This window comes from Marivita sp. S6314 (assembly GCF_023015985.1).
Taxonomy (GTDB): Bacteria; Pseudomonadota; Alphaproteobacteria; order Rhodobacterales; family Rhodobacteraceae; genus Marivita.
The window spans coordinates 1-10,656 of the sequence record NZ_JALKAO010000015.1; the positions used below are offsets into that span (position 1 = coordinate 1).

Consider the following 10,656-nt stretch of genomic DNA (forward strand, 5'->3'; position numbering starts at 1 on the left):
GGGGGTGTGGATCAGCATCGCGGGGGCTTTCGCAAAGGGCGGTGCGCTTACTCTTTCTTTGTTAAGGTTAATGAAGGGTTACGGCCGGGTCATTTTGTGCGGGGGGCGGATGCGTTGACGCATCCGTGTGTTTCCGGGGGCGGAAACGATTGGGAGGCCAGCCTCCCAAACCCTCCGAGGTATTTTCGGCAAGAGGAAAGGGTCAGGTGGGCCAGACCGGCAGGCGGCGGGCGAACGGAAGGAAGGCTTTGCCGGTGTCCTCGGCGACCTGCGCGATGAGGGCGACCTCGTCTTGCAGCGTGTCGAAATTGGGATCGGGGTGGCCCGTGACGCGCTCTGGCACCGGGCCGAGATCGAGGCCGCGGGCCTGCAGCGCGGCGCGGTCCTTGGCGAAGATATGGGCGACCAGTCGCGCGGTCTCGGGACCGGTTTCGAACCGGCCCCGGAACGTCTCGCGCAGCTCTGCATAAGCGCCGAATTCATCCGGGATGGGAGGGGCGTGGGCCTCGTCATAGCTCATGACGTGATTGAGCAGGCGTTTGAAGAAGAGAAGATTGCCCGAGATCGTGAGGTTGCTGTCAGTGGGAGGCATCCGGATGCCGTCGACGCCGCCCATCTGTTGCAGGAAATCCTGACGGATGTCGCCGTCGGGGAAGGCGTCGCGGCGGAAGGGGCGCAGGGTGATCGCTTCACGTCCGTAGACCGCTTCCCAGCGTTTGAGGAAGGTGTCGAAGGCTTGCGGGAAGAGGCGGATGTAATCGTCGAAGCTTGCGGTGAGGTTCCGTTCCTGTACCGCCTGGGCGTACCAGCTGGCCAGATAGCCGAGATGTTCGCGCAGGTAGAGGACGATCTGCGTCTGGCCCGGTGGAAACAGCTGCGCGGCGGCTTGAGGGGGCACGTTGCGGAAGAAAAGCTCTGACGAGACGACGATGCGCTGGGTCGGATCCCCCGTTGCTTGCGCCCATGCCCCGCGCCAGCCCTCTGGCAGGCCCCGCGTCGGGTGGTCCGCGAGGCTGTAGGCCAGCCTGTGATGGGCGCAGTGCATCAGGTGGACATCCGGGTAGGACCAGCCTGCACGCCCAAGAGCGTCGGCGTTGTCCACCAGCATGCGCTGGATCGAGGAGGTGCCGGTCTTGTTGGCGCCGATATGCAGCAGGAAACGCGCGGTCATGGGGTGGGAGGATACCCGGAGGACCGCGCGTCTGCACTTCGCTGTTTCTGGTGATGGGCCTTAGCTTTGACGCGCCGCCGCCAGAGCGTTGGTGAGAGCCCAGACCGAGGCGGCCAGCAGCACGAGGTCTTTCAGCAGGAACTGACCCGGCAGGACGGAGATGGCAAAGGTGCCATGTTCCGGCAGGAAGACACCGGGGGTGGTGAAGAAGAACGAGACCGTCACGAGGAAGGTGGCGATGGCCCCGATGGCCCCCGCGACGGCGGCGGCCGGGACCACAAAGCGGAGGGCCAGCAAGACGGCGATCAAGAGCTCGGTGGTGCCGATCAGGTTGGAGACGGCTTGGACGTCGAGCACGGTGTAGAGCCATGCGAGCAGCGGGCTGTTGGCGACAAGGCCTTCGATGGCCCCGGCCTCGTAGGCGGTGAACTTCATGCCGCCGAACCAGAGGAAGACAGCGACGAGGGAAAAGAAGAGGCCCTTATCTGCGGCGGTGCTGGCGCGTGTGGTGTCGGATGTGAGCGCGGTGTCGTAGGTTGTCATGGGAGGTTCCTTTCGAGGGATTAATTAAGGACCAATTGGTCACAAATAAGGCAAATGGGAGAGGGTTAGCGGAAGAGAGAGGCGTTCAGGCCAGCGGCCAGGGCGGCATGGGCGAGGCTGTGCGGGCCAGTGTCGGCCCGGCGGTGCAGGCGGGTGATGCGACGGTCGAGATAGGCGATTTCCTGCAGGATGCGGGTTTCGGTGCGGAGGGTGCTGTCCATGGATCTGTTCCCTTTTCTGGTCTGTGTCTGGTCTGTGTCTGTTGCGTTTCGTCTTGAGCTGTCATATGTAATTCGTGACCAATCAGTCAATAATGAAACGGCACATGTTTCAGCTGCTCACGAGGATGGGATAATCATGGCAAGACCCCGCAGTTTCGATCCGGACCAGACGCTTGGCGCGCTCAAGGCGCTGTTCTGGGAAAAGGGCTATGAGGGCACGTCGATGCAGGACATCGAGGCGGCCACGGGTCTGGGCAAGCAGAGCCTCTACCGTGTCTGGGCCGACAAGCGGGCGATGTACCTGGCCGCGCTTGCGTCTTACGCGCGGGACGAGGTGACGGGCCTTGTGCAGATGCTGGACGGTGACGGCCCCCCGCGCGCGCGGCTGGCGGCGCTGCTGGACGGGGCGGTGGCGCAGGCGGACCGGCGCGGCTGTTTCCTGTGCAACGCCAGCCTTGATCAGGCGCAGGCCAATCCGGACACGCAGGCGCAGGTGCAGGCGATGATGCAGATGAGCCTTGCCGCCTTTACCCGGCTGGCGGGTGGGGATGCCGCCAAAGGGGCCGCGCTCAACGCCGGTTATAATGGCTTGCGTGGGATGAGTGCCGCCGGTCTGGACCGTGCGGTTCTGCGGAAAGCTGCCGATGGCGTGCTGAAATTGCTTGAGACGTGAAGCACTGATCACGACACCGCCAGAACCGCGTGAAGTGGACATCCAATAGCCCCTGCCCGCCGTAGCCCCTGTCATAAGCCAACAGGGAGAGCTTTTCATGAATATCGTCGATATCGCTGCCGGATCAGAGGATTTCAACATCCTCGTCACGGCGCTGGAAACGGCTGGTTTGGTGGACACGGTCCGCGACGCTGACAACATTACGGTCTTTGCCCCCACCGATGCCGCCTTCACCGCGCTGGCGGTGGATCTGGGGTTTGACGGCGATACAAGTGATGAAGGCGCGGTCTTCGGGCATATCGCCGGAGCGCTGGCGGGGCTGGCTGAAGACGACGATCCGATCCCGCTTTTGACCGATATTCTGCTGTATCACGTGGCACCGGGGGAACGGACAGAGCCGACCATCCTGGGGTCGGAGGGGATTGCCACCTTGCTGGAGGGGGCCGAGATTGCCCCGGCAGACGGGGCCCTGGGGGATCTGGAGCCGGATCTGACCGATCCAACAATCGTGGTGCCAGATATCGAAGCGGATAACGGCATCATCCAAGGCATCGACCGCGTGCTGTTGCCGATCGACATTCCGGGAAACACAATGGAAGAAGCGCCGCCGCAAAACATCGTCGAGATCGCCACCGGCTCGGAGGATTTCAACATCCTTGTCAGCGCCCTGACCACGGCTGGCCTGGTCGAGACCATCCGCGACTCCGATGACATCACGGTCTTTGCCCCCACCGATGCCGCCTTTACCGACCTGGCGGTGGATCTGGGCTTTGACGGGGACACAAGTGATGAAGACGCGGTCTTTGGGCATATCGCCGGGGCGCTGACCGATCTGGGGGGCGGTGACCCGATCCCGTTGCTCACCGATATCCTGCTCTATCACGTGTCGGGCGGGGCCAAGTCGCAAGCCGAGATCACCGCAGCCGGGTCTGTTGCCACGCTTCTCACCGATGCCGAGATCACGCCCTCGGGTGGGACGCTGGTGGATGGGGAGCCGGATTTGCTCGACCCGACCATCGTGGTGCCGGATGTGGCGGCCGCGAACGGGACGATTCAGGGCATCGACAAGGTGCTTCTGCCCATCGACATTGCGGGCAATGACCGCGACACCATCACCGGGATCGTGGCCGCCAGTGGCGGGGCGTTTGATGACAATGCCGCCGATTTCGATCTGTTGCTGAACGCGCTGCAGGCGGCGGGGCTGACCGGTGCGCTGAACAATCCCGACAGCAACCTGACGGTGTTTGCCCCCAATGACGCCGCCTTTGTCGCCGCGGCGCAGGCGCTTGGCTTTGACGGGACCGATGAAGCCGGGGCGTTTGACTATATCGTGCAGGCGGTGACGCTTCTGAGCTTTGGCAATGACCCGGTGCCGCTCTTGTCGGATATCCTGCTCTATCACGTGGCCCCCGGCGCGCTGGACGCAGAGGCGGTGCTGGGATCCGACACGATCGACACGCTTCTGGGCTTCGACCTGGCTGTGGACGGCGCGGCCTTGGTGGACGGTGAACCGGACCTGCCCAACGCCAATATCATCGAGACCAATATCGCGGCCTCGAACGGGTTTGTGCATGCCATTGACGGCGTGCTGATCCCGGTCGACCTGTTGCCGTCGGATGGGCAGGATGACGTGGCCTTTGTCATTGGCGATGACACCAGCGAAACCTTCACGCTGGGCGACAACAACGACTATGTCTCGGCAGGCGGTGGCGATGACACCATCACCGGAGGCCCGGGCGACGACGTGATTGTCGGGGGAGACGGTGAGGATACGGCGGTGGTCACCGGCGACCTGAACGATTTCGGCTTTGCCTTCGGGCCGGGTGGCATTGCGCAGACCGACAAGGCCAACGGGGATACGGGCACGGATATTCTCAATGACGTGGAGTTCGTGCAGTTCGACGATGGCAGGCTCAACCTGTCGGTGCTCGATGGCGCGGTGAACCTGTCGCCAGACCAGCTGCAGCTTCTGACCGAGCTCTACGTCGCCTATTTCGACCGCGCACCCGATGCGGGCGGCCTCTTGTTCTGGGGCACGTCCCTGAACAACGGCGTGACCCTGCCCGAGATTGCCGCGCTGTTCTTTGACCAGCCCGAGACACAGGCCAAGATGCCGGCGGATCTGAGCTCTGGTGAATTTGTCGATCTGGCCTACCGGAACTTCCTTGAACGCGACCCGGATCAGCCGGGCAAGGATTTCTGGGTCAGCAATCTGGAGGCCGGTACGGTTTCGCGCCCCGAGTTCATGCTGGCGCTGATCGAAGGCGCGCGGGCCGACACAGGGTCGCCGGACGATGTGCGCACCATCGAGGACAAGGGCGACATCGGTGTGTCCTTTGCGCTGATCAATGGCCTGAACAACGTGGACGACGCCGAAGCGGTGATGGCGGCCTACATGCTGGACGACCGCGCCGCAGCGCTGGCCGAAGCGCAATCCCTGATCGCCGAGGCCGCAGACGATGCCAATGGCGTCGGCGGCGGCGAGACAGAGTTCACCTTCCAGCTTGTCGGCGTCATCGACGACCCGTTTGCGGTGGCATAGAGACGAAATCGGCCGGGCTGTCCTGCCCGGCCGGTTTTTTGACATCTGATAGGTGATGGGTGTCAGGCTGTGACGCGGCCGCCGCCTTTGGGGCCTGCGATGAACCAGATGATCAGTCCGACGACGGGCAGGATGAAGATCAACAGGCTCCACACCAGTTTTGCGCCGGTGGAGGCGCCGCTCTGCCATGTTTTCACCAGGGCGTAGATGTTTGCGATCAGGATAATGAGTCCAAGAAGTCCATATTCCATGTAAGTGCCGCCTTTCATGTCTGTCTGACCGGGTAACCCGTGAAAGTGGTGTATTGTTCCAAGAGACGACCAGTGCCTAGACTGCCGCGACCGCTGCGCAGAAAGGTGCCCCATGTCCGATCCCTATCAGACCTCGATTATGGAAAACCTCTATTGGTGGGGGATCCCGACGCTGTTTCGTTGCCCCAACCAAGGGCCTGAAGGGGCGGATATTGCGCTGGTCGGCGTGCCGCATTCCACCGGCAACGGCACCACGGAACGGGACCAGCATCTGGGGCCGCGTGCGTTGCGCAACGTGTCGAGCGTGGCGCGGCGGGTGCATGCGGAGTTCCAGCTGGATCCGTGGGCGGCGGCCAGGGTTGTGGATGTGGGCGACGTGCCCTTGCCCCGCGCCAATGACAATGAGGCCTGCATCGAAGACATCACCGCCTTTTACAAGACGATCGACGCGGCAGGCGCCCGGCCGGTGTCGGTGGGCGGCGATCATTCGATCACCGGCGGCATCGTGCAGGCCCTGGGGGGCGGGAAGATCACCGGTGGCGCGCCGGTGTGTTTCCTGCATCTCGATGCCCATACGGATGTGTTCACCAAGGTGGATCATTTCCTGGGGGCCAGAAAGTCTGCCGCCCATTGGGGGGCGTATCTGGCCGATCAGGGCAAGGTGGATCCGACCCATTCCATGCAGATCGGGCTGCGCGGGCATGCCCGCACGCTGGACTGGCTGCAGCCCTCTTATGACTACGGCTACAACGTGGTCACGATGAAAGAGTTTCGCCAGCGGGGGCTGGCTGATGTGGTGGCGCAGATCCGCGAGGTGCTGGCGGGGCGGCCGGTCTATATCACCTTCGATCTGGATTGCCTTGATCCCACCATTGCGCCGGGGGTGTCCAATATCGAGGCCGGTGAGAAAGGCTTTGACATCGACGAGGCGGTGGGGCTGCTGCGCGCCGTTCGGGGAATGAACATCGTTGGTGGGGACGTGGTCTGCATGATGCCCACCAAGGATGCGCCCAACCAGATCACCGCGCTGACAGCGGCGGCGGTGATGTTTGAAATGATTGCCCTGATCGCGGACCAGAAAAGGTAGGGAATTGCAGGCTTGCAGCCCTGCGCCAAATGCGGTGATCTCGGGGGCGGGCGGTGTGTTGGGGTGAGTGAGGTCAGGCGATCATGTCTCAGGATTGTGCTGCAGAAGAAATTGCAGATGAATTGCTTTTCAAAACGGGGAAAGCCCTGATCGCAGATGATTTTGACAGCTTTCACACCTGTTTCGGCCTGCCGCATGTGGTGGAGACCGGGGATGGCCGTCGGGTTCTGGAGACATCCGAAGACCTGCGCCGCGTGTTTGATGACGTGGTGCGGTATTATGTGGACGCGGGCGTGGTCGACGTGGCCCGTACGGTGGTCGAGGCCCGGTTCCTGGATTCCGACACCATCGGATCGACCCATGTGGCGCGGCTGTTGCAACGCGATGGCACCGCCCTGCGCAACCCGTATCCGGTCTATTCCATCCTGCGCCGCCACGGGCATCTGGACTGGAAAGTGATGTCGAGCGTGTACGCCATTCTCGACAGCGACGCCCATAATACGGCCCTGGTGCCCAGGGACACGCCGTAACGCTATAAAACGGTCCGGGCGTGCGCTTCTTTGCCGTTTGCATGGCGCTCAAGTTTTAGGTGGATTGAGATAAAGCAAAAACCACATGCGCTACAGCGCGCGCCCGCGATGCAATCTGTTAGAAAAACAACATAACACACATTACCGGCGCTTTATTTCACAACCCTGTCGATCGCCCGCATCATTCCCAGCAGGTCGCTTAATTGATCCACCGGGACCATGTTTGGCCCGTCGCAGGGGGCAGTGTCCGGGTCCTGGTGGGTTTCGATGAACACCGCGGCACAGCCGACGGCGATGGCGGCGCGGGCGAGCGGTGGGACGAATTCGCGTTGACCGCCCGAGCTTGTGCCCTGCCCGCCGGGCAATTGCACCGAATGGGTGGCGTCGAACACCACCGGGTAGCCGGTTTGCGCCATGATCGGCAGCGACCGCATGTCGGACACCAGCATGTTGTAGCCAAAGCTGGCACCCCGTTCGCAGAGCATGATCCGCTCGTTGCCGGTGGAGGCGATCTTGGCGGCGACGTTTTCCATCTCCCAGGGCGCAAGGAACTGGCCCTTTTTGACGTTGAGGGCGGCACCGGTTTCGCCAGCAGCGAGCAAGAGGTCGGTCTGGCGTGATAGGAAGGCAGGGATTTGCAGCACGTCGACAGCTTGCGCCACGGGGGCGCATTGGTCGGGGCCGTGCACGTCTGTCAGCACGGGGACGCCGAATTCGGCGCGGATCTTGGACAGGATCGTGAGGCCTTCTTCCATCCCCAGCCCGCGCTTGCCGGTGAGCGACGAGCGGTTGGCCTTGTCGTAGCTGGATTTGAAGATCCACGGTGTGTCGGAGGCCTCGGCCGCGGCTGCAATCTTTTCGGCCATCATGCGGGCGTGATCGAGGCTTTCAAGCTGGCAGGGACCTGCGATCAGGGCAAATGGGGCGGTGTTCGAGACAGATATGTCGCCGATTGTGACGGTTTTCATGGCGTTCCCTCGCGTTTCAGGACCTCTTCGATGCGGGCGACATCGACAGGGTTGTTCAACTCCCAGAACACCCGGCCCCGGCCGTCGACGGGCACACAGGTGACGGGGGTGCCGTTTTCTAGGAACCGCAGTTGTTCCAGACCTTCGGCGCGTTCCAGTGGGCCTTCGTCCCAGCCTGCGTAAGCGCGCAGGGCGTGGGGGGTGTAGGCGTAGACGCCGACATGGTGCCAGACCTCGGGTGGGGTCTGCAGATCACCCACGTAAGGCAGCACTTCCTTGGAGAAGTAGAGCGCGGTGTGGTCGGAGCGCATCACGGCGGTGGTGCCGCCCACCCGGCCTGCCCGCCGGTCGGTGACGAAATTGGTAAGCGTCTGCGCGTCACATTTGAGGACCGGCGTGGCCATCTCGACCCCCGGTGTCATGGCGGCGACCAGCGCTTCGACAAACCAGTGCGGGGTCAGTGGTGCGTCGCCTTGCAGGTTCACCACCACGTCCGGATCTGTGTCCAGTTGTTCCAGCCCTTCGGCGCAGCGCTCAGACCCGTTGCGGGCGTCAGAGCTGGTCATCAGCACATCCGCGCCAAAGCCGCGCGCCGCGTCCGCGATCCGGTCATCATCGGTTAGAACATAGACCCTATCCACGCGCGCTACGCCTTTGGCGGCCTCCCAGGCGCGCTGGATCAGGGGTTTCTTTTCGCCGGTTGCCCCGGTCAGGTTGACCAGCGGTTTGCCGGGATAGCGGGTCGAGGCGTAGCGGGCGGGGATGAAGACAACAGCACTCATGCGACACCTGCGCGTAAGAGATCGTGAATATGGATGAGCCCCACCAACCGGCCCGCATCGGTGACCATCAGCGCGCCGATCTTGTGGGCGTTCATTTCGGCCAGGGCTTCGGTCAGCAGTGCATCGGGGGCGATGCTGCGCGGATTGGCGGTGGCGACATCACCCGCCAAGCGGCCCGTGAGCCCGTCAAGGTTGCGGCGCAAATCACCATCGGTGATCACCCCCTTGAGGTGGCCATCCTCGACCACCGCAGCAACGCCAAAGCCTTTCTGGCTCATCACCACAAGTGTCTCGCCCATGGGCGTGTCGGGGGCCACAACCGGCAAGGCATCGTCGCGGTGCATGACCGCCGAGACACGCAAAAGCTGCGCGCCCAACGTGCCGCCGGGGTGGAAGGCGTTGAAGCTGTCGCGGTCAAAGCCGCGATGCTGCATCAGTGCCACGGCCAGCGCGTCGCCCAAAGCCATCGTCAGCGTGGTCGAGGTGGTGGGGGCCATGCCAATCGCACAGGCTTCGGGCGCGTCGGGCAGTTGCAGGAGGTGATCCGCAGCACGCGCCAGCGTGGAGTGTGCTTTCTTGGTGATGGCGATCAGCGGGATGTCGAACCGGGTGCAATAGGCGATCATATCCGCCAGCTCGCGGGTTTCGCCGGAGTTCGAGATCAGGATCACCGCATCATTGCGGGTGATCATCCCCAGATCACCATGGGAGGCCTCGCCGGGATGCACCGCCTGCGCCGGTGTGCCGGTGGAGGCCAGCGTGGCGGCGATCTTGTTGGCGACATGGCCCGATTTGCCCATGCCCGAGACAATCACCCGGCCTGTCAGGGTCAGAAGCCGCGCGACAACGGCATCAAAATCTGCGGGCAGATCCTGTGCCATTTGGCTCAGCGCTGTCGCTTCTGTGGTCAGCACCGTGCGGGCGATATCAGACGGGGTGTTGGTCATGGGACTGCCATGTTGTTTGCGCGGTGATAGCGGCTCGCGCGCCCGGTGTCCAACCGCGCCCAAGCGCCTTCGAAGGCGCTTGTCACACGGTTTCGAAACCGTGTGTCCCGGTTCACACCTGTCGGGCCTCTCCGTTCGGAATCACCGCCCGGGTGCCGCCCCACAGCCCCCAGCGGTCGCGCAGCAATGTGATGGCGGCCGCGTCCAGTTCCGGGCGGCCCTTTTCTGCCACGCGGTGGCGGTAAAGCGCGGCTGTACGATCGGCCTCGGTTGTCTTGGGCTCGGGCTGATCGGCTGCCAGCCAGATGCCGATCCCCTGCCGGGCCAGCGCGCCGGAGAGCCAGACATCATCGACGTGAAACGCCTGCGCGGGAATGTCGAAGGCCGGGGCATCAAAGAACTCGGGACGCACCACCACGCCGCCATAGCCCTCGAACACGTCGGCAAACCCGGATTGGGCAATGATCCGCCGGGGCGGTTTCTGCGCCAGCGTGGCCTTGGCCTTGCCGGACAGGATCTGCTTGAGCCGGTCCGTGCGGTAGGCCAGATCCCAGGTGCGCGACCGGCGTTCATGGCGGGGCGTGTTATGCGCCGCCCGTTTGGACAGCCCGGCGATGTCCCAACCGGCCAGCGCCACAGCGCGGTCCGGATAGCGATCGGCCTCGGCCAGAAGCCCCTGCGCCCAGCCCGGACGGTAATCGCGGTCGTCGTCACAAAAGAGCAGGCGGATATTTTGCCCCCGGTAGTGCCGTGCGGCGCACAGCACCTTGGTGGCGGGGCCATAATCGGTGTCGACCCGGTGGATCGTGACCCCAGCGGGCACCGAGGGCAGCGCGCCGTCCCAATCGGGGAATCGGTGATAGGTCTGCGGCAGGTAGAGCGCGACCCCATCCACCCCCTGCTGGGCCACAAGCGCTTCCAGCGTTGGGCCAATCAACCCA

The 10,656-nt window shown here is 63.5% G+C and carries 12 protein-coding genes; 4 read left to right on the plus strand and 8 right to left on the minus strand.

Features of this window, described 5'->3' with window-relative positions; all coding sequences use genetic code 11:
- Window positions 1-202 precede the first annotated feature (202 nt).
- From MWU54_RS18455 to MWU54_RS18465, 3 genes are all read right to left on the minus strand, one after another.
- Window positions 203-1,171 carry a hypothetical protein gene (locus tag MWU54_RS18455; RefSeq protein ID WP_247086710.1) on the minus strand — a complete coding sequence of 323 codons (969 nt, stop codon included), beginning with the start codon at window positions 1,169-1,171 and terminating at the stop codon, window positions 203-205.
- A 60-nt stretch (window positions 1,172-1,231) separates the two neighbouring features.
- Complete coding sequence (locus MWU54_RS18460) at window positions 1,232-1,714, minus strand: DUF417 family protein (protein ID WP_247086712.1); 483 nt, start codon at window positions 1,712-1,714, stop codon at window positions 1,232-1,234.
- A gap of 65 nt (window positions 1,715-1,779) precedes the next feature.
- Window positions 1,780-1,935, minus strand: coding sequence for a hypothetical protein (locus MWU54_RS18465; protein ID WP_247086714.1), 156 nt, complete (start codon window positions 1,933-1,935; stop codon window positions 1,780-1,782).
- Window positions 1,936-2,071: 136 nt separating this feature from the next.
- Here MWU54_RS18465 and MWU54_RS18470 point away from each other — a divergent pair, with 136 nt between their 5' ends.
- Window positions 2,072-2,608 (plus strand): TetR/AcrR family transcriptional regulator, encoded by a 537-nt coding sequence (locus MWU54_RS18470; protein ID WP_247086716.1) that lies wholly within the window; start codon window positions 2,072-2,074, stop codon window positions 2,606-2,608.
- A gap of 97 nt (window positions 2,609-2,705) precedes the next feature.
- Window positions 2,706-5,150: a fasciclin domain-containing protein gene (locus tag MWU54_RS18475; RefSeq protein WP_247086718.1), complete on the plus strand. Its 2,445-nt coding sequence runs from the start codon at window positions 2,706-2,708 to the stop codon at window positions 5,148-5,150.
- Between the two features lie 62 nt (window positions 5,151-5,212).
- Here MWU54_RS18475 and MWU54_RS18480 read toward each other — a convergent pair whose 3' ends face one another.
- Complete coding sequence (locus MWU54_RS18480) at window positions 5,213-5,401, minus strand: PLD nuclease N-terminal domain-containing protein (RefSeq protein ID WP_247086720.1); 189 nt, start codon at window positions 5,399-5,401, stop codon at window positions 5,213-5,215.
- A gap of 112 nt (window positions 5,402-5,513) precedes the next feature.
- On the opposite strand from MWU54_RS18480, the gene MWU54_RS18485 reads away from it, so the two are divergent.
- Window positions 5,514-6,488, plus strand: a complete 975-nt coding sequence (locus tag MWU54_RS18485) for an arginase family protein (protein WP_247086722.1) — start codon at window positions 5,514-5,516, stop codon at window positions 6,486-6,488.
- 83 nt (window positions 6,489-6,571) lie between these two features.
- On the plus strand, window positions 6,572-7,018 hold the full coding sequence (locus MWU54_RS18490; protein ID WP_247086724.1) for a hypothetical protein: 447 nt from the start codon (window positions 6,572-6,574) through the stop codon (window positions 7,016-7,018).
- A gap of 152 nt (window positions 7,019-7,170) precedes the next feature.
- Here MWU54_RS18490 and kdsA read toward each other — a convergent pair whose 3' ends face one another.
- The 4 genes from kdsA to MWU54_RS18510 all read right to left on the minus strand — a co-directional run.
- Window positions 7,171-7,986 carry a 3-deoxy-8-phosphooctulonate synthase gene (gene kdsA, locus MWU54_RS18495; RefSeq protein WP_247086726.1) on the minus strand — a complete coding sequence of 272 codons (816 nt, stop codon included), beginning with the start codon at window positions 7,984-7,986 and terminating at the stop codon, window positions 7,171-7,173.
- A complete protein-coding gene (locus MWU54_RS18500; RefSeq protein WP_247086727.1) occupies window positions 7,983-8,768 on the minus strand; it encodes a manno-octulosonate cytidylyltransferase in 786 nt (261 codons plus the stop codon). Before MWU54_RS18500 ends, kdsA begins: the two co-directional genes overlap by 4 nt.
- The gene (locus MWU54_RS18505; RefSeq protein WP_247086729.1) at window positions 8,765-9,715 is read right to left on the minus strand and encodes a KpsF/GutQ family sugar-phosphate isomerase; all 951 of its coding nucleotides are present in this window, start codon (window positions 9,713-9,715) and stop codon (window positions 8,765-8,767) included. The genes MWU54_RS18500 and MWU54_RS18505 overlap by 4 nt, the downstream gene beginning before the upstream one ends.
- 112 nt (window positions 9,716-9,827) lie before the next feature.
- On the minus strand, window positions 9,828-10,656 hold an 829-nt coding region (locus MWU54_RS18510), incomplete at its 5' end, for a hypothetical protein (protein WP_247086731.1).

Coding starts and splice junctions, on each gene's coding strand:
- MWU54_RS18505 (WP_247086729.1), bottom strand. CDS start 9,715: ATGACCAACACCCCGTCTGATATCGCCCGCACGGTGCTGACCACAGAA.
- MWU54_RS18490 (WP_247086724.1), top strand. CDS start 6,572: ATGTCTCAGGATTGTGCTGCAGAAGAAATTGCAGATGAATTGCTTTTC.
- MWU54_RS18485 (WP_247086722.1), top strand. CDS start 5,514: ATGTCCGATCCCTATCAGACCTCGATTATGGAAAACCTCTATTGGTGG.
- MWU54_RS18465 (WP_247086714.1), bottom strand. CDS start 1,935: ATGGACAGCACCCTCCGCACCGAAACCCGCATCCTGCAGGAAATCGCC.
- kdsA (WP_247086726.1), bottom strand. CDS start 7,986: ATGAAAACCGTCACAATCGGCGACATATCTGTCTCGAACACCGCCCCA.
- MWU54_RS18460 (WP_247086712.1), bottom strand. CDS start 1,714: ATGACAACCTACGACACCGCGCTCACATCCGACACCACACGCGCCAGC.
- MWU54_RS18455 (WP_247086710.1), bottom strand. CDS start 1,171: ATGACCGCGCGTTTCCTGCTGCATATCGGCGCCAACAAGACCGGCACC.
- MWU54_RS18480 (WP_247086720.1), bottom strand. CDS start 5,401: ATGGAATATGGACTTCTTGGACTCATTATCCTGATCGCAAACATCTAC.
- MWU54_RS18500 (WP_247086727.1), bottom strand. CDS start 8,768: ATGAGTGCTGTTGTCTTCATCCCCGCCCGCTACGCCTCGACCCGCTAT.
- MWU54_RS18470 (WP_247086716.1), top strand. CDS start 2,072: ATGGCAAGACCCCGCAGTTTCGATCCGGACCAGACGCTTGGCGCGCTC.
- MWU54_RS18475 (WP_247086718.1), top strand. CDS start 2,706: ATGAATATCGTCGATATCGCTGCCGGATCAGAGGATTTCAACATCCTC.